The following is a 26,445-nucleotide window of genomic DNA, read 5'->3' on the forward strand; positions in this document are numbered from 1 at the left end:
CGCCCCGCCCGCAAGCAGGAGAAGCTGATATGAACGATCTGGTGAACAGCGCCACGGCCACCGTGGACCGACCGAACTGGACGCCGCCCGCCAGCCTTGCCGACCTGCGATCGGCGGGCGCCGGGCGGGGACCGGAATTCTGGAGCGCGGTGCGCGCCTGCTTCCAGGTCGCGGGCGGCGTCGCCTATCTCGACAATGCCGATTACGGGCCGCCGCCGGGGCTGGTGCTGGAGGTGCAGGAGCGCTGGCAGCACCAGTTGTCGGCCGATCCCACGACGCCCATGCGGGTAGGGGAGCTGGAGGCCGCCCGCGACGGCATCGGCCGCTTCATCGGCGCATCGGGGGACGAGATCGTGCTGACCCGCGGCGCGACGGAAGGGATCAGCCTGCTTCTGCACGGCTTTGGCTGGCAGGATGGCGACGAGATAGTGTTCGACGGCGGCGACCATCTGGCGGCGCGTTCCGCGTTCCGGACGCTCGAACGGCGTTTCGGCGTGCGGGCCGTCGATGTCGGCCTTGACCCGCGTGGGGCGCTGACCGACGAGCAGATCGTCGAGCGCTATGCCGGCCGCTTCACGCCGCGCAGCCGCCTGCTGTTCCTTTCCCATGTCGGCGCGGCAAGCGGGCGGCGCCTGCCGGTGCGGGCGTTGGCGGACGCGGCGCGGCGGAACGGCATCTTCACCGCGCTCGACGCCAGCGGAAGCTTCGGCGCGCTCGACTATTCGATTGCCGACCTGGGCGTCGACTATCTCGCCGCCCCCGGCCATGGCTGGGCGTCGGCCGGCCATGGCACCGGCTTCGCCTATGTGCGGCAGGAGGTGCAGAACCTGATCTGGCCGACGACGGGCAATTTCTACGACCACAGGTCGGACCGGCCGATGGCGCATAGCGCCCGCCGCTACGACCGCAATGCCGGGCAGAAGAATGTGCCCTTCCTGCTGGGATTCGTCACGGCGCTGGAGTGGCAGCGGACCATCGGCCGGGCCGCGATAGAAAAGCGCATCGGGGAACTGGGCGATGCGTTGCGGCAGGGGTTGGAAGGGCTGGGCCATGTGGAGCTGTTGTCGCCGGGGCATGGCGTGCCGGCGGGGCCCGCCCTGCTGTTCCGGGTGAAGGGCTGGGACGCGGTAGACGTGCGCGGGCGGATATTCCGCGACGCCGACGTCCGGCTGGGGATCGTGGACGGCGCCGACGGCCCCCTGCTGCGCGCGTCGCCGCATATCCACAACAGCGATGTCGACATCGGGCGGGCGCTTTCGGCGCTTGCGAAACTGGCGGCCTGATCCCTGCGCGGATCGTTCGGAACGGAAAAGTCATGAACGCGACAACAATGCCTTCAGCAAGCGTGGCCGAGTGGCGCCGGAACTGGCGGCTCGCGCTGGGCGCGACGATCGGGAACGGCACGGGGATCGGCCTCTACACCTATATCTCCAGCCTGTTCATCCCCAGTTTCCAGGCGGAGTTCGGATGGACGAGGGGCGAGATCGGCAGCGCCGCGGCGGCGGGCTATTTCGGCGCCTTCGCGGCGCCGCTGGTGGGACGGGGCATCGACCGATACGGCGTGCGGGTGATGGCGACGCTCGGCGCGCTGGTGGTGGGCGCATGCTATCTGGGCTATGCCTTCCAGAATGGCAGCCTGATCATGCTGTCCCTGCTTGCCGCGGGAACGACCGTCGCCGCGCCGGCCAATTCATCCACGGTGTTCGCCAAGTCGCTGGCCGGCTGGTTCGTGAAGAGCCGTGGGCTGGCCTTCGGGCTGACCGCCTGCGGCATTCCGGTCATGGCCCTCTTCATGCCGCTGATCCTGCAATGGATCATCGCAGGCCATGGCTGGCGCATGGGCTATGTCGCCCTGTCGGTCACCGTGCTGCTCATCGGGCTGCCGGTGGTGCTGGCGACCGTCCGGGAAGCGCCGACGGGCGCGGAGCGGGGGCAGGAGCGGACCGGCGCCGACGCGGGCGGCGGCCTCACCCTGAGGGAGGCGGTGCGCACCCGGAATTTCTGGCTGCTGCTGGCCGCGGTCTTCTTCTGCACCGCGCCCGCCCATGGTTTCCTCAGCCAGTTGACGTCGCTGGTCATCGACAAGGGATTCACGGCGGCGGACGCCGCGCTGCTGCTCTCCATCTACTCCGGGGCGGTGATCGTGGGGCGGGTCGGGACCGGCATCCTGCTCGACCGCCTGCCGCCCTATCATGTCGCCTTCGCCGTGACCTTCGTTCCGGTGATCGGCCTTTTCGTCCTGCTTTCCGGCGTGGCGCCGAGCTTTGCCCTGGTGGCGGCCGCCGTGGCGCTGATCGGCGTGCAAAATGGCGGCGAGAGCGACATATTGCCCTGGTTCCTCGCGCGCGAATTCGGGCTGCGCAGCTATTCGACCATCTATGGGGTCGTCTTCACCGGCGCCTTCATGGCGGCCGCTTCGGGGGTGCTGCTGCTCGGCAGGCTCTATGACGCGACGGGCAGCTATCAGGCGGCGTTATGGACCTTCGCGGCCTTCTTCACGATCGCGGCGTCCAGCTATTTCGCGATGCGGTACCGGCATCTGCCGAAGGCCGCGCGCCCGGCGGCCGCGGCATTTGGACTTGCGGACTAGAAAAGACATCGGAGCGGCAGGCCGTTCCAACCCGAACCTCACGAGGATTTGAGACATGACTGAGATTGCCCCCCGCGACGTGTTTCGCCATCCGCTTCCGCCGGTCAGCGCCTTGCCGCCGATGATCAAGATCGAGGCCTTCGGGCTGATGGCCTTTGCCGGCGCCCAGTTCGCGACCGACCGCGCCCAGTTCGCGCCGCCGGCCGAAGGGGCGGACGCGGCCTATTGGGAGCGCATCCGGTCGCAGTTCGATTTCGTCAACGGGCTGACGTTCCTGAACAACGGCACCTATTGCCCGCCGCCGCGACTGGTGCTGGAGACGCAGAAGCGCTGGCAGCGCCACCTTGCCAGCCATCCCCAGGATCACGACCGGCAGGACCTGCTGGAGCAGGTGCGCGCCAAGGCGGCGGCCTTCGTCAATGCCGATGTCGATGAAATCGCCCTGACGCGGAGCACGACGGAAGGGCTCAACCTGTTGGCGCAGGGGCTGGATTGGCGCGAAGGCGACGAGATCGTCCTGGAGCGCGGCGACCATTTCGCGTCCTTCCAGTCCTTCCTGACGCTCACCGGGCGCTATGGGGTCAAGCTGGTCTTCGTCGACCTGGGCCCGGAGCCGGGTTCGCCGGAGGAGATCGTCGCGGCCTATGCCGCCGCCATCACGCCGCGCACCCGATGGCTGGTGATGAACTGGGTCAATTATCGCACGGGCTGGCAAATGCCGGTGAAGGCGCTGGCGGAGCTTGGCCGCAGCCATGGGCTGATGGTGTCGGTCGACGCGGCGCAGGCGTTCGGCGCGATCAGGATCGATGTCGCCGAACTGGGCATAGACCATCTCGCCGCGCCCAGCCACAAATGGATATTGGGCGGGTCCGGGGCGGGGTTCACCTATTTCAGCAAGCGCATCCTCGACCGGGTGGCGTCGACATCGGGCCCCGAATGGCTTCCCGGCACCCCGCCCGCCTGGCGGCACAGCGCGCGCAAGTTCGACCGGCAGGGGCCGGCGAACATCGCCACCGAAATGGGATTTCTGGAGGCGCTGGAATTTCACGACGTGATCGGCGGCGAGCTGTTTCGCGGCCGGTTGCGGCAATTGTCCGAGCGCCTGCGCACCGGATTGCGCGAGATCGCGTGGGGAAGGGTGGTCACGCCCGACGCGCCGGAGCAATCGTCGGCCCTGACCGCCTTTCTGTGCGGCGAGCGGTCGGCCGACGATGTGGAGCGCCAGTTGCTCGACCGGTTCAGGATCAAGGTCAATTCCGAGGCCTTTGTGGGCCTGAACGTCATCCGCGTTTCGCCGCATATCTATACGAGCGAAGCGCAGATCGACTATTTCATCGAGGCGATGAAGGCGCTGTGACGGGAGATGCGAAGGGGTTGCCGCGGGTTTTCGACCGGCTGCTGGCGATTGTCGCCCGGTGGAAGGCCTGCCGGCATGATGTCATCGACATCCTATATTGAGTTCGCGTCGGGCGTGAAATATTGTGATTGGGTTGAAGGAGTGTCGATGTCCGGCAGGAAGTCGACGGATCCATGTGCCTTCAGGGAGGATTGACGGCGGGGCGTGGATGGGATGAACCGGTCCGCTTCGGAATTGGCGCCGTTCAGATGGAGACTGTCTATCGGGAGGCGGGAACCCGGTTTCGGCCTGTGAACCGGGTTCCCGCCTGCGCAGGACCATGATGTCGCGCGATCGGAAAAGATGCGACAACGGAAACCGAATGCGCGCTCTAGTCTGAGACGGTGATCGAAACCTTGCCGATGGTCGAGAATTCCGCCGTCACCTTGTCGCCGGCCTTGAGCGGGAACTGGCGGACGAGCGAGCCGGTCATGATCAGGTCGCCCGGTTCGATCCGGCGGCCATAGCGTGCGAGCGCCTGTTTCAGCCAGAGGACCGAGCGTAGCGGGTTGCCGAGCACATTGGCGCCGGTTCCGGTGGCGACTTCCTCGCCATTGAAGGTCAGGCGGCAGGCGATGCTCTCGAACGTCAGTCCCTGGACGGGGTGAGGGGCGCCGAGGACGATGGACGTGTGTTCCACATTGTCCGCGATGGCGACGCCCATGTCGAGGACGGGAACCCGTTTCTCGATCAGCTCGAAGGATGGAAAGCAGCATTCCAGCGCCGCCAGCACGTCTTCCTCGGTTTCGACGGTGGCGATGCCTTCGCCCGCCTTGAAGCAGATTTCGGATTCCACATGCGGCACGACGAATTTCCCGGCAGGCAGGTCATAGCCGTCCCCGTGCGTGGTTGCGTTCCGCAGCGAACCGAAGGCGGGTTCGCTGACGCCAAGCTGTTGCTGGACCGCCGGATTGGTCGCCGCCACCTTCCAGCCGGTGCGCGCGTTGCCGGCCCGGGCGTGAAGTTCCGCGATTTCGAGTTGCACCGCATAGCCCTCGTCGATGGAAAGCCTGCCCGCCCATTCCGCCGGAAGCGGCTCATGCGCGATGATGCGTTCCCAGAAATCCTGCGTTGCGCGCTGAACGGTCGTCATATCCTTACCTCATATGATGGGGATGGGCGCAGGGCGCGGCGGCGCGTTCCGGGGCATGCCGGACCGCCGGGCCTGACCCCCCTGCCGGCAATTGGCTTTAGGCGGCGTCCGCTTCGTCGCGCACGGAATTGCGCAGCACGCCGAACCCTTCAAGCTCGATCTCCACGACATCGCCATGCTTCATCCAGAGCGGCGGCTTGCGGCCGGCGCCGACCCCGGCCGACGTGCCCGTCACGATGATGTCGCCGGGTTCCAGCGTGAAGGCGTCCGAGAGGGTGGAGATCAGGGTTTCGACATCGAAGACCAGATCGTCGGTGTTCGCATCCTGCACGGTCTGGCCGTTGAGGCGCGTCTGGAGGCGCAGTCCGCGAGCGCCCGAGGGCAGGGCGTCCGCCGTCATGAACCAGGGGCCGAAGGGGCCGCTGGCGTCGAAATTCTTGCCGACCGTCCATTGCGGGGTGCGGCGTTGAAATTCGCGAACCGAGACGTCGTTGAAGAGGGAGTAGCCCGCGACATGGTCGAGCGCCCGTTCCTTCGGAATATGCTTCCCCCTCTTGCCGATGACGGCGACGAATTCGCCTTCATAGTCCAGCGTTTCGGAAATCCTGGGCCGTTCTATGGCCGCGCCATGTCCGATCAATGTCGAAGGGAAGCGCGCGAATACGAGCGGATAGTCCGGAAGCTCCATGGCGACTTCGGCGCTGTGGTCGCGATAATTGAGGCCGATGCACAGGATCTTGCCCGGCGTGGGAAAGGGAGGGAGGATGGTGACGCTGTCGAGATCGACCTCCGGCCCGTTCAGCAGGGCGGCCTTCGCCTGCTGCAGCGCGGCCGGGCCTGCCGCCACCAGCGCGCTCAGTTCGCCGGGATAGGCCGGGTCGGACAGCCGCAGTCCGTGAAACGCCCCCTGCTCCACCGAAACGGCAAGTCCTGCCTCGCCGCCAGCCTCATATCGCACGAATCGCATAATTCTCTCCTGACTTTCTGGCGGGAGGATAGGACAGGAAGTCGATTAGTCAATATAAAGTCCATTTTATTTCATCCCGCCGATGCGGCCGCCCGTCGCCGGGGGCGGGCATGGCGGGCAAGTTCCCCCATGTCTCAAGGGGTTGGGATGCGGGCAGGGGAGGCGGGGCTCCGGTAAAAACGGACTAAATGCAAAAAAGTCTATTTCCTGTTGCATAGTCCACTAGATTGCATATGCTTGACACTCATGATGACGGACACCGAGTCTCGGTAGAGGCAAGAGCAGGGCCAGCCTGCCAGATGGAGAGGAAGTCGTGACCGGGCCTGTCCTTGCGAGGGCAGGACACCCGAAAGCCGCGCGTGGATGACAGGCTGCCGCAAGCCGCCCGCGTGACGGAACGCACCCCTTTCCATCGGAAGACCGCTGACCGCGATGGCCGCATGACGGTTCGACGGGAGCCCGAAGAGGCTCGACAATGAGGGGAGGAACGACATGTACAAGTCCTGTGGCGGAATCTGGCTGGCGGGCGTGGCCGCCGTCGCGATGAGCGGCGGATTCCATGCGGCCGCGATGGCGGGCGAGGGGATGGCCCCCGCGACGGTTCCCGCCGCGCCGGGCGGGCCGGGCGGGCCAGGCGGGGCGGCGGAGCAGGACGCCGCGCTGCGCGACACCGACATCATCGTCACGGCCCAGAAGCGGGCGCAGAACCTGAGCGACGTGCCCATGTCGATCACCGCCGTGACCGGCGAGCAGTTGCAGAGCCGGGGCATCGCCAGCGTGCAGGACCTGGTGAAGCTGGCGCCCGGCTTCAACTATGTCGAAAGCGGCATCGGCGTGCCGGTCTATTCGCTGCGCGGCATCGGTTTCTTCGACACGTCCATCGGCGCGCGCCCGACGGTCAGCGTCTATATCGACGAGGCGCCGCTGCCCTTCAGCGTGATGAGCCAGGGCGCGGCGTTCGACATCGAGCGGGTCGAGATATTGAAGGGTCCGCAGGGAACGCTGTTCGGCCAGAATTCGACCGGCGGCGCGATCAACTATATCGCCGCCAAGCCGAAGGACGTCTTCGGCGCGGGCATTACCGCGAGCTATGCGCGGTTCAACACGGTGGACGCCCAGGGCTATATCACCGGGCCGGTCGCGCCGGGGCTGGATTTCCGCATCGCGGCGCGGGGCGTGCGGTCGGGCGGCTGGCAGAAGAGCTATACGCGCGACGACACGCTTGGCGAGCAGCGCTTCGCCCAGGGCCGCTTCATGCTGGACTGGCATGGCGTGGACCGCCTGAAGGTGAGCCTGAACCTCAGCGGCTTCATCGACAGGAGCGACACCCAGGCCGGTCAGTTCAAGGCGCCGCTGCCGCAGATTCCCTCCGTGGCGTCGCGCATTCCGTTGCTGCTGGCCTATCCGGTCGCGCCGGAAAATGCCCGCGCCGCCGACTGGGACCCCGGCCAGGCCTATCGCCGCGACAACCGCTTCTACCAGATCGCGCTGCGCACCGATTATGAGCTGACCGATCAGGTCACGCTGACGATGCTCAACGACTGGTCGCACATGCGGGTCGATCAGGATGTCGACATCGACGGCACCGCGCTCAAGATGACCGACCAGAATGTCTATGGCCGCATCTCCTCCTTCTCGACGGAGGTGCGGGCGACCGGCCGGTTCGGCCCGGCGACCGTCATCCTCGGCGCGAGCTATGCCCGGGACAAGACGCATGAGGAGGGATATTTCGACAGCCCCTATTCCACCGAGAATGCGGCGTTCACGCCGACGACGAACGATGCCGCGACATGGTCCTTCGGCAAGCAGAGTTTCCGCACCTATGCGGTATTCGGCAATGTCGACCTGGACATTGGGGACAAGGTCACGCTCCACGGCGGCGCCCGCTACACCAAGGCGGACCTGAGCTACGACACCTGCCTGCGCGCGGGCAACGACAATAGCGGCATCGCGCTGACCAAGGTGTTCAACAGCGCCCGCGCGTCCCAGGGGCTGCCGCCGCTGGCGCCGATCCTGGGCGGCGAATGCACGATGTTGCAGGCGGACCTGAGCGTCGGGCCGTCGATCGGAAGCTTCGACCAGGACAATGTTTCCTGGAAGGCGGGCGCCGATTTCAAGCCGGCGCCCAATACGCTGCTCTATTTCAACGTCAGCCGCGGCTACAAGGCGGGCAGCATCCCGGTCACATCGTCCATCAGCTACATCACCTTCCTGCCGGTGCGGCAGGAAAGCGTGCTGGCCTATGAACTGGGTTTCAAGGCGTCGCTGTTCGACCGGCTGCTGGATGCCACGGGCGCCCTGTTCAACTATGACTATACGGACAAGCAGCTCAAGGGCCGGTCCATCATCACGCCGAACATCTTCGGTCCGCTGGAGGCGCTGACCAATATTCCCAAGTCGCGGATTCGCGGCGCGGAGGCGCAACTGATCCTCTATCCGCTGCGCGGCCTGACGCTTTCGGCATCGGGGACCTATCTCGACACCCGGGTGATCGGCGACTTCATGAACTATACGATCCTCGCCAACCTCCGGAATTTCGAGGGCAATCCTTTCCCCTATACGCCCAAATACCAGTATAATCTGGACGCCAGCTACAAATTCCCGGCGACGGGGGATCTCGACATGACGCTGGCGGCGAACTTCGCCCATCGTTCGCGCACCAGCGCCGGGTTCGGCAATGAAGCGCCGTTGAGGATCGACGCCTATGGCACGCTCGACCTGCGGGCCGGGATCGGCAGCCGCGACGGCCGCTGGACCGCCGAGGTCTTCGGCAAGAATGTGACCAACAGCTATTATTGGACGAACGTCGCCAAGCTCTTCGACGTCGTCCGCAGGCTTTCCGGCCAGCCCGCGACCTATGGCGTGCGCTTCAGCCATAAGTTCTGATGCGCGCGCCGGCCGCCCGGGGGTCGCTTCCCGCCGCCGGGCGGCCGGTTCCTCCTTCCTCCTCCTCGTCGCCTCAAAAAAGTCCATTTTATTATCTCTGGTCGATGATTGCCGCTTGCTGGCCCCGCATTTGGATGATAATATTATCGCCATAACAGCATTTGGAAATCGGCCGATGAGGCTAGGCGATGGAGAGGGATGGGGCGGACAGGCGCCCACCGGGGCCGAGGGGCGCGGTGGCCTGAACGGCGGTGGCGGTCTCCGCCCCCATGGCGAAGCGATGCCGTGGCCGCCGCGTGCGTCCCATGGCCGGTCAACGGGCCTGGCGGCCTTTCGGGCCCGGCCCTGTCCCTCCCCTGCTTTTCGAAGGATCTGACGATGCGGACGGCGCTCCCGGCGAATGAGGATATAGGAGAGGGCGGAGCCTTGCAGCCCGCGACCGCGGCGGTTCCGGCGCGGGAAGGGGATGGCGGCGATCCCGGCCTCCGGAAGGCCGTGCTGGGCTCCATGGCCGGCACCGCCATCGAATGGTATGACTTCCTGGTCTATTCCACGGCGTCGGGCCTGGTCTTCGGCAAGATCTTCTTTCCGGAGGGCGACCCGTGGTTCGCCACGCTGTCGGCCTTCGTCACGGTCGCCGTCGGCTTCGTGGCGCGGCCGGTCGGCGCCGTGGTGCTCGGCTATTATGGCGACGTCCTCGGCCGCAAGCGCGTGTTGCAGATGACGCTGCTCATCATCGGCCTGTCGACCTTCCTCGTCGGGTGCCTGCCGACCTACCAGTCCATCGGCATCGCCGCGCCGATCGCCCTTATCATCCTGCGGTTCGCGCAGGGTTTCGCGATCGGCGGCGAATGGGGCGGCGCGACCCTGCTGGTGGCGGAGCGCGCGCCGGACCATCGGCGCGGCTTCTACACCACGCTGGCGGGAAGCGCGACGGCGGTCGGCAATATCGCCGGCGTGCTGGTGCTGCTGCTGCTCTCCAGCGCCATGGCCAAGGAGGATTTCCTGTCATGGGGCTGGCGCATCGCCTTCTGGCTTTCCGTGGTGATCGTCGCCGTGGGCGCCTATGTGCGCCGGCAGGTCGAGGAATCGGCGATCTTCCAGGAAGCGAGCCGCAGGAATGACGAGGCGCGGCTGAAGCAGGGCAGCCTGATCGAGGTGATCCGCGGCTATCCGCGCGAACTGCTGGTCGGCATCACGGCGCGGCTGGGCGAGAACACGATCTTCGGCATCACCTCCATCTTCACGGTCAGCTATCTGAACCAGCAGGTCGGGCTCAGTTCGTCGGAGGTGCTGTTCGTCACCTTCGTCGCCTCGGTCACGACGGTGATCCCGGTGATCGGGGCGGGCTGGCTGGCCGACCGTTTCGGACGGCGGCCGGTCTTCCTGACCGGCGCGATCGCGCTGCTGCTGTGGTCGCCCTTCTACTTCCCGCTGCTCGACACGGGGCGGTTCTGGATCATCATGGCGGTGATGACCTTCGCCTTCTGGGCGCAGGCCCTGTGCATCGCCGTGCAATCGTCCATGCTGCCCGAACTGTTCCCGACGCGGCTGCGCTACATCGCCAGCGGCTTCGCCTATCATGCGACCTCCATCGCCGCGGGGTCGGTCGCGCCCATCATCGCCGTGTGGCTGCTCAGCCGCTTCGGTTCCACCACGCCGATCATCCTCTACATGATGGCGGCGCTCTGCGTTTCGATCTTCGGCGTGGGCGCGCTCTATCGCAGGCCCGCCAGCTATTCGCTGCGGGCGATCGACGAAGCCGATCTCCGGAAGGCAGGCTGACCATGTCCGACACCGCCATCGTCCAGGGGCCGCTGACCATCCAGGGCGCCATTCTCGAAACGTCCGACGCCGCGCGGCCCTATGCGGAAAGCCGGCCGATCCGCATCGCAGCGGTCGAGCTGGCCCCGCCCGGCCCCGGCGAGATCCTCGTCAAGGTGGAGGCGGCGAGCCTTTGCCATTCCGACCTTTCGGTCATCAACGGCGACCGCAGGCGTCCCTTGCCGATGCTGCTGGGGCACGAATCGGCGGGGCGGGTGATGGCGCTGGGCGAGAGGGTGGACGATATTGCGGTGGGCCAGCGGGTGGTGCTGACCTTCCTGCCCCGCTGCGGCGAGTGCGACGCCTGTAGGACCGATGGCCGCGTGCCGTGCAGCAACGGCAGCCGCGCCAATGGCGCGGGCACGCTGCTGGACGGCGATGTCCGGCTGAGTGAATGCGGCCACGGCGTCTGGCATCATCTGGGCGTCTCCGCCTTTGCCGACCATCTGGTCTGCCATCGCAGTTCGGCGGTGCCGGTGGGGGATGACGTTCCGCCCGACGTGGCGGCCCTCTTCGGTTGCGCCGTGCTGACCGGGGGCGGGGCATTGCTCAACGAGGCGCGTCCGGGGGAAAGGGACAGCGTGGCGGTGATCGGCCTGGGCGGCGTCGGCATGGCGGCGCTTCTTACCGCCCGCGCGCTGGGCGCCGGCAGGGTGATCGGCATCGACGCCCTGCCCGACAAGCTGGACCGCGCGATCGGCTTCGGCGCGGACGAAGCCTATACCCCGGAGCAGGCGCTGGCGGCGGGCATCAGGGCATCCATCGTCATCGAGGCGGCGGGCCATCCCCGCGCCTTCGAAACCGCCTTCGCCATCACGGCGGCGGGGGGCACGACGGTGACGGTGGGCCTGCCCGCGCCCGACGCCCGTTCGGAGATCGCGCCGCTGCTGGTCACGGCGGAATCGCGGCGCATCGTGGGCAGCTATCTCGGTTCGGCGGTGCCCAGCCGCGACATACCGCTGCTGGAAGCCCTGTGGCGGGACGGGCGGCTCCCGGTGGAGCGGCTGATCTCCCGCCACATCGCGCTTGCCGACATCAACCACGCCTTCGACGCGCTCGCTGACGGCGACCAGCTGCGACAGGTCATACTCTTCGACATGTGATCGCGCATTTCACGGAATTCAGGAAGGATTGCCCAATGGCCGAAGCCAAGACCCGCATACATGATGTTTTCGACAGCTATCTGCCGGTCACGATCGACGATGCGGAGATCGAAAGGATCGTCGAGAAGGCGGAACTGCCGTCGCTGCTGGCGGCGCTGGCGCAGGTCAATCACGACCTGGACCTGATACCCGCGTCGCTCAAGCCGCCGCACACCAAGCGTTCCTTCATCCCGCTGCCGCATGGCGGGCTGGACGAGGCGCAGCAGAAGGAGGCCCGCCGCCTCATCGTCGAGGCGATCAGGCAATATCGCGACCGTGGGTCCGTTCCGAAGGAGCCGCTCAGCCGTGACGAGATGACGCAGCTCGTCGGTTTCCTCATCACCCGCGATCCGGTGGAATATGGCGACCTGCTGCGGCATGAGATCGCCCAGCCGGACACCGGCGCGCCCGACTGGACCGCCGGGGAGATCGCGCCCGAACGGGATTTCCGGGTGATCGTGCTTGGCGGCGGCATCACCGGCATCGCCACCGCCTATCGCCTGCGGCAGGCGGGCGTCGACTTCGTCGTGCTGGAGAAGAACAGCCAGGTGGGCGGCGCATGGTGGGAGAATACCTATCCCGGCTGCCGCCTCGATACGCAGAACTATGCCTTCAGCTACACTTTCGCGCAGAAGATCGACTGGCCGCAGCAATTTTCGACGCAGCCGGAAATCCTGAACTATCTGGTCCGCGTGTCGCACGATTACGACATTCGCGACGCCTTCATCTTCAATACGGTGGTCGAATCCGCGATCTTCGATGAGGAGGCGGGCGAATGGGTGGTGACTGCCGTCACCGACGGGGAGACCAGAACCTATCGCGGCCATGCGATCGTCAACGGCACCGGCCTGCTCAACGCCGTCAAGCTGCCCGATATTCCGGGCGTGGAGACATTTGCCGGCCCCGCCATGCATTCGGCGCAATGGGACCATGGCGTCGACCTGACGGGCAAGCGGGTGGGCATCATCGGCACCGGCGCCAGCGCCTATCAGATCGCGCCCAGCATCGCGGACCAGGTGGGGCAGCTTTCGGTGTTCCAGCGCAGCGCGCCCTGGCTGCTGCCCACGCCCACCTATCTGGACGACATCAGCCCGGAGATGATCTGGCTGTTCCGGCACATTCCGGCCTATGCGCGCTGGTACCGGTTCTGGCAGTTCTGGCTGGCGACGGAGGGGCGGATGCCGATCGTCACCGTCGATCCCGACTGGACGGAGAAGGGCACGGTCAGCAAGCTGAACGCCCAGTTCCGCGCCGAACTGGTGGCGGAGATCAACCGCCAGCTCGCGGATCGGCCGGATCTGGTCGAAAAGGTCACGCCGACCTATCCGCCGGGGGCCAAGCGGCTGCTGCGCGACAATGGTCAATGGGCAAGGACGCTGCGCAAGGAGCATGTCGAACTGGTCACCGGCAATATAGAGCGGATCGTGCCGGAGGGGGTGGTGACCGCGGACGGCCGGCTGCATGAATTCGACGTGCTGATCTACGCGACCGGCTTCCGCACCGACGAGATGTTCGCGGACATCGAGGTGCGCGGCCGTGACGGGATCGAGATCCACGATTATTGGAATGGCGATCCGCGCGCCTACAACACGATCATGGTGCCCCATTTCCCCAATCTGTTCATCCCGAGCGGTCCGGGCGCCGTCATCTCCGCCAATGGCAGCGCGATCTACATGACGGAGGTCAGCCTGGAATATGCGGTGAAGTGCTTGAAGCTGATGCTGGAGAATGGCTGGCAGGCGATCGAGCCGACCGAGGCGGCGACGAAGCGCTTCACCGACTGGGTGGAGGAGGCGAACACCCGGCGCGCCTGGGGGATCGAGGGTGTCGGAAGCTGGTACAAGAACAGCACCGGCCGCACGTCCAAATTATGGCCGTTCGAATTGCTCGATTACTGGAACCTCATGCAGACGCCCGTCCTTGAGGATTATGCCATCACGGCATTGCCCGACCGGGCCGAGGCGGCGGAATGAGCAGGCTGGCGGGCAAGATCGCGATCGTGACGGGGGGCGCGCGGGGGCTGGGCGCGGCGCAGGTCCGGCGGCTCGCGCGGGAAGGCGCGAAGGTCGTGGTCGCGGACCTGCTTGAACAGGACGGCGCGGCGCTGGCCCGTGAACTGGGGCCGGGGGCGATCTTCCACCGCCTGGACGTCTCCAGTTCCGCGCAATGGGCCGATGCGGTCGAGGCCACCGCCCAGGCCTTCGGACCGGTCAATGTGCTGGTCAACAATGCGGGCGTCGGCGGCGGCGGCCCCCTGGCCGAAACCAGCGACGAGCAGTGGCGGAGGATGATCGACATCAACCTGACCGGCGTCTTCTACGGCATGCGCGCCTGCATTCCGGTGATGGTCGGGGCAGGCGGCGGTTCCGTGATCAACATCGCGTCGATCAACGGGGTCCGTCCCAATCGCAACCGCTATGGCTATGTCGCGTCGAAATTCGGGGTGATGGGGCTGACAAAGGCGGCGGCGCTGGATTTCGCCGGGCAGGGGGTGCGGGTCAATGCGGTGCTGCCCGGCCTGATCGAGACCGAGATGTCCGCGAAGCTCAACATCGATCCCGCCGTCGTGCCGATCGGCCGGATCGGCCAGCCGGACGATGTCGCGAGGATGGTCGCCTTCCTGGCTTCGGAGGAATCCTCCTATTCGACCGGCGGGGAATTTCTGGTCGAGGGCGGGGCGCTGCTCGGGGTCGCGGGCCAATGAACCCGCCATTCCCGCTGGTGACGCCGCTCGAACCGGGTGCGGACAAGCTGGTCCAGGCCTTTCTCGAATCCGGGCGGCAGCCCTATGAACGGCTGGCCGTGAGCGAGGCGCGGGCGGCCTTTCGCGAAAGTTCGGCGCGTTTCGCCTTTCCGGCGGAACCGGGGATCGGGTCGCGGGACGACCATATCGACCTTCCCGGCCGGTCCATTCCCGTTCGCATCTACCGGCCCGACGATGTGGGAGAGGCCGCGCCGCTGACCGTCTTCTTCCATGGCGGCGGCTGGGTGGTGGGCGATCTGGACACCCATGATTCCGCCTGCCGGCTGCTGAGCGCCCTGTCCCGCAGCATCGTCATCGCCGTCGACTACCGGCTGGGGCCGGAAAATCCCTTCCCCGCCGCGGCCGAGGATGCGATCGGGTGCGCGCGCTGGATTGCCCGCCATGCCGCGGACTTCGGCGGCGATCCGGCCCATCTGTCGCTGTTCGGCGACAGCGGCGGCGGCACGCTGGCGCTGGTCGCGGCGCTGGCGCTTCGCGGGGAGGCGCCCCTGACGGCTCTCGTCCTCTTCTATCCGGTGGGGGACCTGGGGGAGGTCGCCGCCTCCATGGAAGAGTTCCGCGCGGGCTATCCGCTGACCGCGTCCAGCATGCGCTGGTTCCGCGACCTGTATCTGGGGGATGTCGCGCAGGCTGTGGACGCGCGCGCGTCCCCGATCCGGACGCCCGACCTGGGCGGGTTGCCGCCCACGCTGATCCTGTCGACCGGGCATGACCCGCTGCGCGACGACACGATCCGGCTGGCCGCCGCGCTGGAGGCGGGGGGGACGCCGACGACGCATCGCCACCTGCCCGGCATGCTGCATGGCTTCATCACCCTGGGCGGGGCGATTCCGTCCGCCCGTGACGAGGTGGCGCATGCCGCGCTGTTCCTTCGTTCGTCCGCCGCCCCAGCAAAGGCCCAAGCATGACCGCATCCGCCCGCCCCCTGCCCGCCGACCTGCCGACGGGGCTGTTCCTGGACGGCAGGTGGCGCCCCGCCGCGTCCGGCGCGACGTTCGACGTGCTCGATCCCGCGACGGGCGAACTGCTGGCGAAGGTGGCGGACGCCTCCCCGGCGGAGGGTCTTGCGGCGCTGGATGCCGCGCATGACGCCTTTGCCGGCTGGTCCGCCACGGCGCCCCGCCGGCGCAGCGACATATTGCGCAGGGCGTTCGACCTCGTGATGCGCGACGCCGACCGGATCGCGCGCCTCATCACGCTGGAGATGGGCAAGCCGCTGAAGGAGTCGCGGGCGGAAGTCGTCTATGGCGCCGAATTCCTGCGCTGGTTCAGCGAGGAAGCCGTCCGCATCGCCGGCCGCTACGGCCCTTCGCCCGAAGGAACGGGGACGATGACCATATCCGCCATGCGGTGGGACCGGCCCTGCTGATCACCCCGTGGAACTTCCCGCTCGCCATGGCGACGCGCAAGATCGCGCCCGCGCTCGCCGCCGGCTGCACCGTGGTGATCAAGCCGGCGGAACTGACGCCGCTCACCACGCTCTACTTCACCGGCCTGCTGGAGGAGGCGGGGCTGCCGCCCGGCGTGGTCAACGTCATTCCCACCTCCCGCTCCGACGAGGTGACAGGCCCCATCATCGCGGACCGGCGGTTGCGCAAGCTGAGCTTCACCGGCTCCACGCGGGTGGGACGCATCCTGCTGCGCAAGGCGGCGGACAATGTGCTGCGCACCTCCATGGAACTGGGCGGCAACGCGCCCTTCGTCCTGTTCGAGGATGCCGATGTGGAGGCCGCCGCCGACGCCGCGATGCTGGCGAAGTTCCGGAATATCGGCCAGGCCTGCACCGCCGCCAACCGTTTCATCGTCCATGCCGGTGTGGCCGACGCCTTTGCGCAGGCGGTGGTCCGGCGGGTGCGCGACTTCAGGATCGGTTCCGGCCTCGATCCGGAGGTCACGATCGGTCCGCTGATCGACCGCAAGGCCGTCGCCAATTGCCTGAGGCTGGTCGAGGATGCGGTGGCGCGCGGGGCGGCGGTCGCGACCGGCGGCAGGGCGCTGGACCGGCCCGGCACCTTCTTCGAGCCGACCGTGCTGGCCGATGTCCGTCCCGGCAGCCTGTTGCTGGAGGAGGAGATTTTCGGTCCCATCCTGCCGATCCAGACCTTCGAGACGGAGGCGGAGGCGGTCCGGCTGGCCAATGACACGGAATATGGGCTGGTCGCCTATGTCTTCACCCGGGATGCGGCGCGGATGCAGCGGCTGGGGGAGGCGCTGGAAACGGGCATGCTGGGGTGGAATGTCGGCGTCCTTTCCAACGCCGCCGCCCCCTTTGGCGGGGTGAAGATGTCCGGTCTGGGCCGCGAAGGCGGGGCGGAGGGGATCGACGAATATCTGGCCACCAGATATATGCTGGCCCCGCGCGCTGCGCCGGATTGACGGCGGCGTGGGGCGTCCGTTGCGAAAACCCCTTGAACTGAACGGCCATAATATTATCTTGGCTGCAAGCAGCCATTTGGGAAAGCGGCGCGTTTTTTCCTGTAAGCGGCTGTGATCACGTCACTTATGGGATTATGCATGAGATATCCAAGCGAACATAAGGCGCGTACGCGGGAGCGCATCCTGACGGAGGCTTCGCGGGCGATCCGTTGCCAGGGTATCGACCGGGTGGCGGTGGCGAATGTGATGTCCGCGGCCGGCCTGACCGTCGGCGGCTTCTATGCCCATTTCGCGTCCAAGGACGATCTGGTCGCCCATGCGGTCGAGCATATGTTCCACGAACGCTATGAGCGGTTCCTGGGCCTGCTGGATGTCGGAGAGCCCCGCGCGGCGATCGCCAAATTCTTCGACGGCTATCTGTCGATGACCCATCGCAGCCATCCGGAGACGGGGTGCCCGATCCCGTCGCTCACCAGCGAGCTGGCCCATCTTTCGGAGGATGGGCGCGGGCGGCTGAGCAATGGCATGCGCGGACTGATCGACGGCGTGACCCGGCTGCTGGAGCGCGCCGGGGTCGACGATCCGGAGGAGGCCGCGAACGCCGCCTTTTCCGAAGCGCTGGGCGCGCTGGTCATGGCGCGGATGACGACCGACCTCAAAACCGCGGAGAAGATCCTCCAGCGGGCGCGGAAATCCGTGAAGGAACGGCTGGGCGTCGCCGATGTCGATACCCGCATTCCCCTGCGCCGCCGTTCGGCCAACGGACCCGAGGCGGCGTCGGAAAAGGCCGAAGCGAGCAATTGAGGAAGCCGGGGCGGCTTGCCGCCGCCCGCCTGCCCCGCCGGATGGAAACCGCCCGTTGCCGGGCGGTTCCTGGCGCGGGAAGGCAAGCGCGGTCGCGGTTCAACGAACGAACTGGATCAGCCATTCCGCGATCAGCGCCGGGCGCGATTGGCCTTCTATCTCCACCGTGAAGGTGAAGGTCTGCAACACCCGGCCGTCATCGCCTTCGTTGAGGTCGGCCAGCGTGAAATGCCCCCGTACGCGCGATCCGGTGGGCACCGGCGCGGTGAAGCGCAGCCGGTTCGCGCCATAGCTGACCGCCATGCTGGTGCCGTCGAGGACCGGCGCCTTGCTGCTTTCATACATGGACCGCAGAAGCGACAGGGTGAGCATGCCGTGCGCGATGGTGGTGCCGAAGGGTGAATCCCTGGCGCGTTCCGGATCGACATGATGGAATTGATGGTCGTCGGTAAGATCGGCGAAGCGGTTCACCATGTCCTGATCGATCAGATACCAGTCGGAAACGCCCACTTCCTGACCGACCATCGACCGCAATTCATCCAATGTGCACATGATCTTCCTCTCTCCTCTCTTGTCCTTGGTCATGGGCCGGCGTCATCCGCGCAGGGATGAGAAGCAGGTCCGCAATTCGGCGGTGAACAGGTCCGGCGCCTCCCACGCCGCGAAATGGCCGCCGCGCGGCAGCTTGGCGAAATGGATCAGCCGGTCGAACCGCGCCTCGGCCCAGGCGCGGGTGCTGCCGATGATGTCGAAGGGAAAGACGCTGACGCCGACCGGCACGCCGATCGGTCCGGGCCGGATCGAAGGCATCGGGCTTTCCCAATAGATCCGCGCCGACGAGGCCGCCTTGTTGGGAAGCCAGTAGAGCATGATCATGTCGATCACCTCATCGAACGGCAGCTGCGATGCGGGGTCGGACCAGTCGCGGATCTTCTCATAGATCCACGCCGCCTGTCCGACCGGGGAGTCGGCCAGGCCATAGGCCAGCGTCTGGGGCCTTTCCCTCTGCTGTTGCGAATAGGCATAGCCCTGGGTGCGGAAATAATGCCTCTTGTCGAGCGCGACCTGTTCCTCCTCCGTGGGCTGCGCCGGCGGCTCGGGCGGGTAGAAGATCGGCATGCTGAGATGGATGCCCGCGAGCGAGGGCCGGGGTTCCCGCGCCATTTGCGCCGTCACCGCCGCGCCCCAATCGCCGCCCTGCGCGAAGAAGCGGTCATAACCCAGCGCGTCCATCAGCGTGTACCAGGCCTGCGCGATGCGTTCGACGCCCCAGCCCGCCGCCGCCGGAGAGGCCGAGAAGCCGAAGCCGGGCAAGGCGGGGATGACGAGGTGAAAGGCCTGGCCGGCCGAACCGCCATGGTCCAGCGGCCGCGTCAGCGGATCGATGACATGGCGGAATTCGAGCACGCTGCTGGGCCAGCCATGGGTCAGCAGCAGCGGGCGCGCATCGGCATGGGGGGAACGGACATGCAGGAAGTGGATGCCCAGTCCGTCAATGTCGATCGACTGCGGATTCCAGCCGTTGATGCGCCTTTCGCAGGCATGCCAGTCATAGCCGTCCCGCCAGCGCGCGATAAGGTCCCGCACATCGGCAAGGCGGACGCCCTGCGATTCGTCCTTCACCGTTTCCCGGTCGGGCCAGCGGGCTTCCGCAAGCCGTTGCCGCAGCCCGTCCAGCGCGGACGCCGGGATGGCGATCGGGGCGGGGCGCGGGGAGGATCGGGGAAGCAGGGGCATGGAAATCGGCGCCTTCCGGTTTGCGCGGCGGCCATGGGGCGGAAATCGGACCGCGCCGGGCAGCTGCGTCACCAACAGAGCCTGCATGATAGCAAAAGCCCGAAGCGTAAAAAAGTGCATTTATTATTGGAAAATCGACCATATGTGGTAGAGCGGTCGCATGAGTCGGCGCGACCGCGCGCGGACGCATATCGGGCGGGGCCCCTCCAGCCGGCAGCGCATGGTCGCGAAGCGGAGGACGCCGTGCCCCCATGAGGGAAAGCCGCGCGAAGCGGCTCCGGCAGGGAAAGGCCCGGTCCGAACCGGGCGTCAGAAGATCGTCGAGGATGGAATGGCACTGAACCAGATCAAGGCACCCGCAATCGCCGCAGCCGGCGAGAGCGAGCCGCAGGACCCCGATTTTCATCCGGTCCGCTTCCCCCGCCGGGCGGTGGAGATGGAGACCCGGCCGGACGGCACCATCCTGCTGCGCTCCCCCCTTCCCCTTGGGCCGATCGAACGGAATATCGCGGCGCATGTCCGCAAATGGGCGGCGGAGCGTCCGGAGACCACTTTCCTGGCGGAGCGCGGCGCGGACGGCCAATGGGTGCATCTCAGCTATGCGGAGGCCTGGCGCCGGATTTCGAGCGTCGGGGAATTTCTGGCGGCCGGGGGCCATGTGGGCGGGGGGCCGCTGGCGATCCTGTCGCCCAATTCGATCGCGCATGCCGTGGTCGCCTTCGGCGCGATGGCGGTGGGCGTGGCCGTGGCGCCGCTTTCGCCCCAGTTCAGCCGGATCGAGGGTGGGCTCGAGCGCCTGCTCTATCTGGGGGAGCAGCTCCAGCCGTCCCTCGTCTTCGTCGAACGGCGGGAGGGCTATGAGAGCAGCCTGGCGCTCGACCCCTATCGCCGGGCGGACCTTATCAGCGGGCTGGCCGGCGATGCGCCGCTTTCGCTGCCCGACATACTGGCCGTTCCGGCGGGCGATGCGTTCGAACGCGCCTATGCCGCCGTCGAACCTGACGCGATCGCCAAGATCATCTTCACCTCCGGCTCGACCGGATCGCCCAAGGGCGTGAAGAACAGCCACCGCAACATGTGCGTGGGGGCAAGGTCGGTGTCCCAGGCCTGGCCCTGGGATGAGGAGGACTATGTGCTGGTCGACTGGCTTCCCTGGAGCCACTCGCTGGGCGGCACCAATAATGTCGACAGCGTGTTGCAGCAGGGCGGCACCATGTACATAGACGGCGGACGGCCGCTTCCGGGCGAATTCGAAACCACGGTGCGCAACCTGATCGACATAGCGCCCAGTTTCGTGATGAACGTGCCCGCCGCCTTCCAGATGCTGGCCGAGGAGATGGAGGTCAACCAGACGCTGCGCGACCGGTTCTTCAGCCGCCTGCGCTATTGCGCCTTTTCGGGCGCCGCCCTGCCGCAGGAGACCTGGGACAGGTTCCAGGCGCTGTCCGTGCAGGCGACGGGGAAGAAGACCGCGCTGCTTTCCGGCTGGGGCTGTACGGAGGCGGCGCCGGGCATTTCGGTGGCGCACTGGTTCGGCGACGGCAAGGCGGAAGTCGGGTTGCCCCTGCCGGGATTCGACCTGAAGCTGGTGCCGTTCGACGACCGCTATGAAGCCAGGGTGCGCGGGCCGGGCATCACGCCGGGCTATATCGGCGCGCCGGAGGCTTCGCGCGACGCGTTCGACGAGGAGGGCTATTACAAGGTCGGCGACGCGCTGCGTTTCCTGGACCCCGAGCGTCCCGAACTGGGCCTGATCTTCGCGGGGCGGGCCAGCGAGAATTTCAAGCTGGTCAACGGCAGCTTCGTCAATGTCGGCGCGCTGCGCCTTGCCATCCTGTCCGCGACGGACCCGCTGCTGCGCGATGTCGTCGTCGCCGGCGAGAACCGGAAGGACATCCGCCTTCTCGCCTGGGTGAACCCGGTCGGCTGCCGGGCGCGCTTTCCGGACATCGGGGGCGATTATCACGCGCATCCCGCGGTCGCGGCGGCGGTTCGCGAGAGGATCGCGGATTATAATGCCGGGAACGGCACCGGGACGCGCCGCGTGGCTGCGCTGCATCTGCTGGCGGAGCCCGCATCGCTGGGGGCGGGCGAGACGACGGACAAGGGCTATATCAACCAGCGCAAGGTGCTCCAGATCCGCGCGGCGCTGGTCGACCAGCTCTACGACCCCGACGGGACGGTTCCGGTCACGATCCTGTGACCGGCTCCGTCGTCGCGGCGGGCAGGAGCCCTAAAGGAAATAATCGGCGCCGATTTCGCTCGCGAGGGCCTGCTTCAACTTCTCCGCCAGCGCGAGCGCGCCGTCCAGCGGCGTGAAGTTGATGATGACCGTCTCCACCGCGCCCGATTCCTTCCGGGTGATCGCCGCCACGCAGTGAAGTTCCGGCCCGCCCGCGATCCTCGCGTCATATTCCGCGAAGCTCCTGTTGCCGATCGCTTCATGATAGGTCGGACGCATATGGTCATAGGACGCGCCGGCCGCCTGGATCGTCCGCAATATCCTGTCGCGGCCGACAATCGGTTTGCGCGTGACCGTGGAGTGGAGGACGGACTGATCGTCCAGATCGTCGCGGAACGGATGCTTCGGTTCAGCCATGCGATGCTCCTGAAAGATGGTGCGCCCCGCGTTCAGCGGGGAACGACGCAGGTCGACGTGCCGTGCGCGAAGATGCGGTTGTCGAGGCTTTCGATGCGTCCGTCCAACGCGACAAGGGACCGGCCGCGCGAGATGACGGTGCCGATCACCCGCATTTCCCCGATATTGGCGGGGATGGGCCGCAGGAACTTGACGCTGGTTTCATAGGTGGGGGCGAAACCGCCCTCGTCCAGGGTGGTTGCCGCCGCGAGGCCCATGGCGGAATCCAGCATGGTCAGCGCCCAGCCGCCATGGACGACGCCGCCAAGGTTGAGGAAGCGTTCGCCCGGCGTCGCCCTCAGCTCCACGCGTCCCATTTCGGGCGGAAGAAGGGTGAAGGGCACGGTATCGGCCATGGGGGGGCGGGGCAGTTCGCCCCGCGCCAGAGCGCTTATCGTATCGAAACCGTTCATGACCGATCTTTCCCCCGCATCCATGCCGCCGTCACAGCGTTTCCAGTGCGAGCGCTATACCCTGGCCGCCGCCGATGCAAAGCGTGACAAGGCCCCGCCGCACGCCGTCCCGCTTCATCGAATGCAGCAGCCGGGTCGTCAGCACCGCGCCGGTCGCGCCGATGGCATGGCCATGGGCGATCGCGCCGCCCTCCACATTGACGATGTCCTCCGGCAGGCCGAGTTCCTTGATGATGGCCAGCGGGACGGCGGCGAAGGCTTCGTTGATCTCGAACCGCTCCACGTCCGGCAGCTTCCAGCCGGCGCGTTCGACCGCCTTCACCACGGCGGGGACCGGCGCGAGGCCGAACAGGCCCGGCTCCAGCGCGGCGACGGCGTAGGAGACGATCCGGCCCGCCGGCTCGACGCCGTTCGCCTCGGCCCAGGCGCGGGTGGCGACCAGCATCGCGGATGCGCCGCTGTTGAGGCCGGGGGCATTGCCGGCGGTGATCGTGCCGTCCGGGCGGAAGGCGGGCTTCAGCCGGGCCAGCCCCTCCAGCGTCGTATCGGCGCGGGGCGCCTCGTCGCTGGCGAAGCTGACGTCGCCCTTGCGGCCCTTGATGGTGACGGGGGCGATCTCCGCCGCGAAACGGCCTTCCGACTGCGCCTGCACGAAGCGCTTCTGCGAGCGTTCGGCCCAGCGGTCCTGCGCATCCCGCGAAATCTGGGAGCGGGTGACGAGATCCTCCGTATGCCAGCCGGAATGCTGGCCGGAAAAGGCGTCGTTCAGGCCGTCATGCAGCATGGAATCGATGATCGCGGCGTCGCCCATGCGATAACCCCAGCGGCCGCCGGTCATCAGATAGGGCGCGCGGTCCATATTCTCCATGCCGCCGGCGATGGCGACGTCGTGCAGGCCAAGCTGCACTTCCTGCGCGGCGGTCACGATCGCCTGCGCGCCCGATCCGCAGACCCGGTTGACGGTGAGGGCGGGGACCGAGACCGGCAGCCCGGCGTGGATCGCCGCCTGGCGCGCCGGGTTCATCCTGTTGCCGGCCTGGATCACATTGCCCATGGTGACCGCGCCGACGGCATCCGGCGACAGCCCTGCGCGGCGCACGGTTTCCCGGATGGCGACGGCGCCCAGTTCGGCCGCCGGCACGTCCTTGAGCGTGCCGTTATAGCTCCCGATCGGGGTGCGGACGGGATGGGCGAGGATGATTTCCGCGGTCACTCTGGCATTTCCTTCTCTTGTCGTCCGCACCGGTAGCGGCGGACCATCACATGATGTCTATAATATCATTGATCGTGATCGTCGCCTGTCTTTTCAAGGGCGGGGCGCGAATCGGGCCACGGATTCCGGGCCGGCCGATCCGGCGCTATCGACGCGCGGGCATCAGAAGGCGACCTTGTCCCCGCCCTTGAGGCCGAGCCGGGCGCGCGCTTCATCGGCGGTCGCTATCTCCAGGCCCAGATCTTCGATGATCGCGCGCACCTTGCGCACCTGTTCGGCATTGCTGGAGGCGAGCCGCCCCCGGGCGATGTTCAGATTGTCCTCCAGCCCCACGCGCACATGGCCGCCCATCAGCGCCGCTTGCGTCGCGAGCGGCATCTGATGGCGTCCCGCGCCCAGCACCGACCAGTGATAATCCTGTCCGAACAGGCGGTCGGCGGTCCGCTTCATGAAGAGGAGGTTGTCGACCTCCGCCCCGATCCCTCCCAATATGCCGAAGATGAACTGGATGAAGACCGGCGGCCTGAAGAAGCCGCGGTCGATGCAATGCGCCAGATTGTACAGATGGCCGACGTCATAGCATTCATGTTCGAACTTCACGTCATGGGCATCGCCCAGCGCATGGGCGATCTTGCCGATGTCGCGGAAGGTGTTGCGGAAGATATAATCGTCCGATTCCCGCAGATAGGGCTCCTCCCAGTCATGCTTCCATTGCCGGTAGCGATCCGCCATCGGATAGAGCGCGAAATTCATGCTGCCCATGTTGAGCGAGCACATTTCGGGCGACGCCAGCAGCGGCGCGGCCAAGCGCTGCTCGACCGTCATGGTGAGGCTGCCGCCCGTGGTGATGTTGCAGATGGCGTCGCAGCCCTGCCTGATGCGCGGCAGGAATTCCATGAACAGGGCGGGGTCCGCCGAGGGTCGGCCGTCCCTGGGATCGCGCGCATGGAGATGGAGGATGGCGGCGCCGGCCTCCGCCGCCTCTATCGCCTGTTCCGCGATTTCGGACGGCGTGACCGGCAGCGCGTCCGACATGGTCGGCGTGTGGATGGAGCCGGTGACGGCGCAGGAGATGATGACCTTGTCTTTCATGCTTGATCCCGATTCCGGCCGACGAGAGGTCGGCCATGTCATGCCATTTGCCCGTTCGCGGCCCCGGCCCGAAACCGGCCCCGGGGGAGGCGGGCGGTCGCGCGGACGATGTGCGAGTATTGTCCATGAGTCAACAGAAAGTGCACTTTTTATTGTAACGGTTGTAGATGGTGAAAAAGTGAACTATCAAGGGCGAATGGCAGAGAAATCACCGGCGCCCAGCCGCACCCACCGCGTTTACGAGCAGATCCGGTCCCGGCTGCTGAACGGCGCGCTTCCGCCCGGTCAGAAGCTCGTCATTTCCGACCTGTGCGAGAATCTGGGGGCGAACCAGAGCGCGGTGCGCGAGGCGCTGGCGCGGGTCACCGCCGAAGGGCTGGTCACCGCCGAACCGCAGCGCGGCTTCCGCGTGAGCGAGATCGCGGCCGAGGACCTGCATCATCTGACGGATGTGCGCCTGTTGATCGAGGAGCCCTGCATCCGCTCCGCCATCGCGAACGCCACCATCGCCTGGGAAAAGGGGATCGTCGCGGCGCTGCACGGCCTGCTGCGGACGCCGCGCAACGACGATGACGGCAAGGTGACGCAGGAATGGGCGGACGCGCACCACGCCTTCCATCACGCGCTGGTCGCCACCTGCGACAATCCCTGGCTGCTCCGGGTGCGCGACATGCTGCTGCTGCAGAGCGAGCGCTATCGCTGGCTCTCCATCTCCTCGCCGTCCAAGCGTTCGAATCTGGAGAAGGAATATAGCAAGCTGGCCGACGCCTTTCTGGCGCATGACGCCGATCTGGCGATCAAGCTGATGCGCGAACATTATCTGATGACGACGAAGATCGTGCTGGGCAAGGACCAGAAGCCTGCCCGGACCCGCAAGGCCTCCGCCAAGGTGACGGAAGGGGCGTAGGGGATTGCGGCCGGGCGCGTCCCAGCCCTGCCGCCCCCGCGCATGACAGGAAGAGGAGAGGACCGTCCATGCCCGCTTATGTCGTCATGATCCGCGACCGGCTGAACGATGCCGGGGAGATGGCCGCCTATGCCGCGCTGGCGGTCAAGGCGCGGGGGGAAAAGCCGGCCCGGCGGCTCGCCTTCTATGGGGAGCATGATGCGGTGGAAGGGCCCGATCCCGACGGCGTCGCCATATTGGAGTTCGACGATCTGGATGCGGCGCGGGCCTGGTACCACTCGCCCGCTTATCAGGAAGCATTGCAGCATCGGCTTGCCGGTGCGGAATATCGCGTGATCCTGGTCGACGGCGCTCGCTGAAGCGCCGCAAGGCACGCCCGCCAAGAGGCGCGCCGGACAGGACTTATTGTGGGAGGATGCCGATGAAGGGCAAGTCGCATATTTTCCGCGCGTTTTTCCCGGGGGGCTGGCAGGCGGTGCGGTCGCTGGAAAGCCTGCTCGCCGGCTATGGCGACATCATGCTGCTGCTGGGGGAGGAGGAACGGCCCCGGAAATGGCGGCGGCCCGGCGCGCGCCGCTGACGAAATCCCGCGCCCCCGGTTGG

Annotated in this window: 24 protein-coding genes; 16 read left to right on the forward strand and 8 right to left on the reverse strand. The window is 66.9% G+C overall.

The genetic code is table 11. From position 1 onward, the window contains the following. Window positions 1-29 precede the first annotated feature (29 nt). Genes A0J57_RS18845 through A0J57_RS18855 form a run of 3 tightly spaced genes read left to right on the forward strand, consistent with a single transcriptional unit; the run spans window position 30 to window position 3,947 of the window. Window positions 30-1,283 (forward strand): aminotransferase class V-fold PLP-dependent enzyme, encoded by a 1,254-nt coding sequence (locus A0J57_RS18845; protein ID WP_061939224.1) that lies wholly within the window; start codon window positions 30-32, stop codon window positions 1,281-1,283. A gap of 47 nt (window positions 1,284-1,330) precedes the next feature. After that, the gene (locus A0J57_RS18850; RefSeq protein ID WP_061939226.1) at window positions 1,331-2,590 is read left to right on the forward strand and encodes an MFS transporter; all 1,260 of its coding nucleotides are present in this window, start codon (window positions 1,331-1,333) and stop codon (window positions 2,588-2,590) included. A 55-nt stretch (window positions 2,591-2,645) separates the two neighbouring features. Beyond that, window positions 2,646-3,947, forward strand: a complete 1,302-nt coding sequence (locus A0J57_RS18855) for an aminotransferase class V-fold PLP-dependent enzyme (RefSeq protein ID WP_061939228.1) — start codon at window positions 2,646-2,648, stop codon at window positions 3,945-3,947. Window positions 3,948-4,317: 370 nt separating this feature from the next. Here A0J57_RS18855 and A0J57_RS18860 read toward each other — a convergent pair whose 3' ends face one another. Continuing rightward, window positions 4,318-5,079 (reverse strand): 2-keto-4-pentenoate hydratase, encoded by a 762-nt coding sequence (locus A0J57_RS18860; RefSeq protein ID WP_061939230.1) that lies wholly within the window; start codon window positions 5,077-5,079, stop codon window positions 4,318-4,320. Between the two features lie 97 nt (window positions 5,080-5,176). Then, window positions 5,177-6,046, reverse strand: a complete 870-nt coding sequence (locus tag A0J57_RS18865; RefSeq protein ID WP_061939232.1) for a fumarylacetoacetate hydrolase family protein — start codon at window positions 6,044-6,046, stop codon at window positions 5,177-5,179. Between the two features lie 492 nt (window positions 6,047-6,538). Here A0J57_RS18865 and A0J57_RS18870 point away from each other — a divergent pair, with 492 nt between their 5' ends. From A0J57_RS18870 to A0J57_RS18905, 9 genes are all read left to right on the forward strand, one after another. Beyond that, on the forward strand, window positions 6,539-8,932 hold the full coding sequence (locus tag A0J57_RS18870; protein ID WP_062017330.1) for a TonB-dependent receptor: 2,394 nt from the start codon (window positions 6,539-6,541) through the stop codon (window positions 8,930-8,932). A gap of 378 nt (window positions 8,933-9,310) precedes the next feature. Further along, complete coding sequence (locus A0J57_RS18875; protein WP_061939236.1) at window positions 9,311-10,717, forward strand: MFS transporter; 1,407 nt, start codon at window positions 9,311-9,313, stop codon at window positions 10,715-10,717. 2 nt (window positions 10,718-10,719) lie between these two features. After that, entirely contained in the window at window positions 10,720-11,859 is a 1,140-nt protein-coding gene (locus A0J57_RS18880) for an alcohol dehydrogenase catalytic domain-containing protein (protein ID WP_061939238.1), read from the forward strand. A 35-nt stretch (window positions 11,860-11,894) separates the two neighbouring features. After that, window positions 11,895-13,871, forward strand: coding sequence for an NAD(P)/FAD-dependent oxidoreductase (locus A0J57_RS18885; protein WP_061939240.1), 1,977 nt, complete (start codon window positions 11,895-11,897; stop codon window positions 13,869-13,871). Beyond that, on the forward strand, window positions 13,868-14,602 hold the full coding sequence (locus A0J57_RS18890; RefSeq protein ID WP_061939241.1) for an SDR family NAD(P)-dependent oxidoreductase: 735 nt from the start codon (window positions 13,868-13,870) through the stop codon (window positions 14,600-14,602). Before A0J57_RS18885 ends, A0J57_RS18890 begins: the two co-directional genes overlap by 4 nt. Then, window positions 14,599-15,570 (forward strand): alpha/beta hydrolase, encoded by a 972-nt coding sequence (locus tag A0J57_RS18895; RefSeq protein ID WP_061939243.1) that lies wholly within the window; start codon window positions 14,599-14,601, stop codon window positions 15,568-15,570. The genes A0J57_RS18890 and A0J57_RS18895 overlap by 4 nt, the downstream gene beginning before the upstream one ends. Beyond that, on the forward strand, window positions 15,567-16,031 hold the full coding sequence (locus tag A0J57_RS27300; protein WP_328587046.1) for an aldehyde dehydrogenase family protein: 465 nt from the start codon (window positions 15,567-15,569) through the stop codon (window positions 16,029-16,031). Before A0J57_RS18895 ends, A0J57_RS27300 begins: the two co-directional genes overlap by 4 nt. Beyond that, entirely contained in the window at window positions 16,013-17,038 is a 1,026-nt protein-coding gene (locus tag A0J57_RS18900) for an aldehyde dehydrogenase family protein (protein ID WP_328587047.1), read from the forward strand. Before A0J57_RS27300 ends, A0J57_RS18900 begins: the two co-directional genes overlap by 19 nt. 138 nt (window positions 17,039-17,176) lie before the next feature. Further along, window positions 17,177-17,842: a TetR/AcrR family transcriptional regulator gene (locus A0J57_RS18905; protein ID WP_061939245.1), complete on the forward strand. Its 666-nt coding sequence runs from the start codon at window positions 17,177-17,179 to the stop codon at window positions 17,840-17,842. Between the two features lie 99 nt (window positions 17,843-17,941). Here A0J57_RS18905 and A0J57_RS18910 read toward each other — a convergent pair whose 3' ends face one another. Beyond that, on the reverse strand, window positions 17,942-18,427 hold the full coding sequence (locus A0J57_RS18910) for a MaoC family dehydratase (RefSeq protein ID WP_235600908.1): 486 nt from the start codon (window positions 18,425-18,427) through the stop codon (window positions 17,942-17,944). Window positions 18,428-18,436: 9 nt separating this feature from the next. Continuing rightward, window positions 18,437-19,579, reverse strand: a complete 1,143-nt coding sequence (locus tag A0J57_RS18915) for an epoxide hydrolase family protein (RefSeq protein ID WP_061939264.1) — start codon at window positions 19,577-19,579, stop codon at window positions 18,437-18,439. Window positions 19,580-19,910: 331 nt separating this feature from the next. Between A0J57_RS18915 and A0J57_RS18920 the strand changes: the two genes are divergently transcribed. Continuing rightward, window positions 19,911-21,782 (forward strand): AMP-binding protein, encoded by a 1,872-nt coding sequence (locus tag A0J57_RS18920; RefSeq protein WP_061939249.1) that lies wholly within the window; start codon window positions 19,911-19,913, stop codon window positions 21,780-21,782. Window positions 21,783-21,812: 30 nt separating this feature from the next. Here A0J57_RS18920 and A0J57_RS18925 read toward each other — a convergent pair whose 3' ends face one another. From A0J57_RS18925 to A0J57_RS18940, 4 genes are all read right to left on the reverse strand, one after another. After that, entirely contained in the window at window positions 21,813-22,178 is a 366-nt protein-coding gene (locus A0J57_RS18925) for a hypothetical protein (protein WP_061939250.1), read from the reverse strand. Window positions 22,179-22,210: 32 nt separating this feature from the next. Beyond that, on the reverse strand, window positions 22,211-22,630 hold the full coding sequence (locus A0J57_RS18930; protein WP_226870507.1) for a PaaI family thioesterase: 420 nt from the start codon (window positions 22,628-22,630) through the stop codon (window positions 22,211-22,213). Window positions 22,631-22,661: 31 nt separating this feature from the next. Next, complete coding sequence (locus A0J57_RS18935; RefSeq protein ID WP_025551447.1) at window positions 22,662-23,843, reverse strand: acetyl-CoA C-acetyltransferase; 1,182 nt, start codon at window positions 23,841-23,843, stop codon at window positions 22,662-22,664. Window positions 23,844-24,005: 162 nt separating this feature from the next. Beyond that, complete coding sequence (locus A0J57_RS18940) at window positions 24,006-24,935, reverse strand: 3-keto-5-aminohexanoate cleavage protein (RefSeq protein WP_061939254.1); 930 nt, start codon at window positions 24,933-24,935, stop codon at window positions 24,006-24,008. 196 nt (window positions 24,936-25,131) lie between these two features. On the opposite strand from A0J57_RS18940, the gene A0J57_RS25430 reads away from it, so the two are divergent. From A0J57_RS25430 to A0J57_RS26410, 3 genes are all read left to right on the forward strand, one after another. Beyond that, window positions 25,132-25,842 (forward strand): GntR family transcriptional regulator, encoded by a 711-nt coding sequence (locus A0J57_RS25430; protein ID WP_025551449.1) that lies wholly within the window; start codon window positions 25,132-25,134, stop codon window positions 25,840-25,842. Window positions 25,843-25,910: 68 nt separating this feature from the next. Further along, window positions 25,911-26,201, forward strand: a complete 291-nt coding sequence (locus tag A0J57_RS18950; protein WP_044661015.1) for a DUF1330 domain-containing protein — start codon at window positions 25,911-25,913, stop codon at window positions 26,199-26,201. Between the two features lie 62 nt (window positions 26,202-26,263). Next, window positions 26,264-26,422 (forward strand): hypothetical protein, encoded by a 159-nt coding sequence (locus A0J57_RS26410; RefSeq protein WP_158298534.1) that lies wholly within the window; start codon window positions 26,264-26,266, stop codon window positions 26,420-26,422. Window positions 26,423-26,445 lie beyond the last annotated feature (23 nt).

The organism is Sphingobium sp. 22B (genome assembly GCF_001580035.1).
GTDB classification, from domain to species: Bacteria; Pseudomonadota; Alphaproteobacteria; order Sphingomonadales; family Sphingomonadaceae; genus Sphingobium; species Sphingobium fuliginis.

What these genes read in the sequence shown, in the direction of transcription:
- A0J57_RS18925 (WP_061939250.1), bottom strand. Translation starts at nt 22,178, where the DNA reads ATGGCTGAACCGAAGCATCCGTTCCGCGACGATCTGGACGATCAGTCC.
- A0J57_RS18845 (WP_061939224.1), top strand. Translation starts at nt 30, where the DNA reads ATGAACGATCTGGTGAACAGCGCCACGGCCACCGTGGACCGACCGAAC.
- A0J57_RS26410 (WP_158298534.1), top strand. Translation starts at nt 26,264, where the DNA reads ATGAAGGGCAAGTCGCATATTTTCCGCGCGTTTTTCCCGGGGGGCTGG.
- A0J57_RS18930 (WP_226870507.1), bottom strand. Translation starts at nt 22,630, where the DNA reads ATGAACGGTTTCGATACGATAAGCGCTCTGGCGCGGGGCGAACTGCCC.
- A0J57_RS18885 (WP_061939240.1), top strand. Translation starts at nt 11,895, where the DNA reads ATGGCCGAAGCCAAGACCCGCATACATGATGTTTTCGACAGCTATCTG.
- A0J57_RS18875 (WP_061939236.1), top strand. Translation starts at nt 9,311, where the DNA reads ATGCGGACGGCGCTCCCGGCGAATGAGGATATAGGAGAGGGCGGAGCC.
- A0J57_RS18880 (WP_061939238.1), top strand. Translation starts at nt 10,720, where the DNA reads ATGTCCGACACCGCCATCGTCCAGGGGCCGCTGACCATCCAGGGCGCC.
- A0J57_RS18910 (WP_235600908.1), bottom strand. Translation starts at nt 18,427, where the DNA reads ATGACCAAGGACAAGAGAGGAGAGAGGAAGATCATGTGCACATTGGAT.
- A0J57_RS18895 (WP_061939243.1), top strand. Translation starts at nt 14,599, where the DNA reads ATGAACCCGCCATTCCCGCTGGTGACGCCGCTCGAACCGGGTGCGGAC.
- A0J57_RS18940 (WP_061939254.1), bottom strand. Translation starts at nt 24,935, where the DNA reads ATGAAAGACAAGGTCATCATCTCCTGCGCCGTCACCGGCTCCATCCAC.
- A0J57_RS27300 (WP_328587046.1), top strand. Translation starts at nt 15,567, where the DNA reads ATGACCGCATCCGCCCGCCCCCTGCCCGCCGACCTGCCGACGGGGCTG.
- A0J57_RS18920 (WP_061939249.1), top strand. Translation starts at nt 19,911, where the DNA reads ATGGCACTGAACCAGATCAAGGCACCCGCAATCGCCGCAGCCGGCGAG.
- A0J57_RS18860 (WP_061939230.1), bottom strand. Translation starts at nt 5,079, where the DNA reads ATGACGACCGTTCAGCGCGCAACGCAGGATTTCTGGGAACGCATCATC.
- A0J57_RS18855 (WP_061939228.1), top strand. Translation starts at nt 2,646, where the DNA reads ATGACTGAGATTGCCCCCCGCGACGTGTTTCGCCATCCGCTTCCGCCG.
- A0J57_RS18950 (WP_044661015.1), top strand. Translation starts at nt 25,911, where the DNA reads ATGCCCGCTTATGTCGTCATGATCCGCGACCGGCTGAACGATGCCGGG.
- A0J57_RS18915 (WP_061939264.1), bottom strand. Translation starts at nt 19,579, where the DNA reads ATGCCCCTGCTTCCCCGATCCTCCCCGCGCCCCGCCCCGATCGCCATC.
- A0J57_RS18865 (WP_061939232.1), bottom strand. Translation starts at nt 6,046, where the DNA reads ATGCGATTCGTGCGATATGAGGCTGGCGGCGAGGCAGGACTTGCCGTT.
- A0J57_RS18890 (WP_061939241.1), top strand. Translation starts at nt 13,868, where the DNA reads ATGAGCAGGCTGGCGGGCAAGATCGCGATCGTGACGGGGGGCGCGCGG.
- A0J57_RS18870 (WP_062017330.1), top strand. Translation starts at nt 6,539, where the DNA reads ATGTACAAGTCCTGTGGCGGAATCTGGCTGGCGGGCGTGGCCGCCGTC.
- A0J57_RS18850 (WP_061939226.1), top strand. Translation starts at nt 1,331, where the DNA reads ATGCCTTCAGCAAGCGTGGCCGAGTGGCGCCGGAACTGGCGGCTCGCG.
- A0J57_RS25430 (WP_025551449.1), top strand. Translation starts at nt 25,132, where the DNA reads ATGGCAGAGAAATCACCGGCGCCCAGCCGCACCCACCGCGTTTACGAG.
- A0J57_RS18905 (WP_061939245.1), top strand. Translation starts at nt 17,177, where the DNA reads ATGAGATATCCAAGCGAACATAAGGCGCGTACGCGGGAGCGCATCCTG.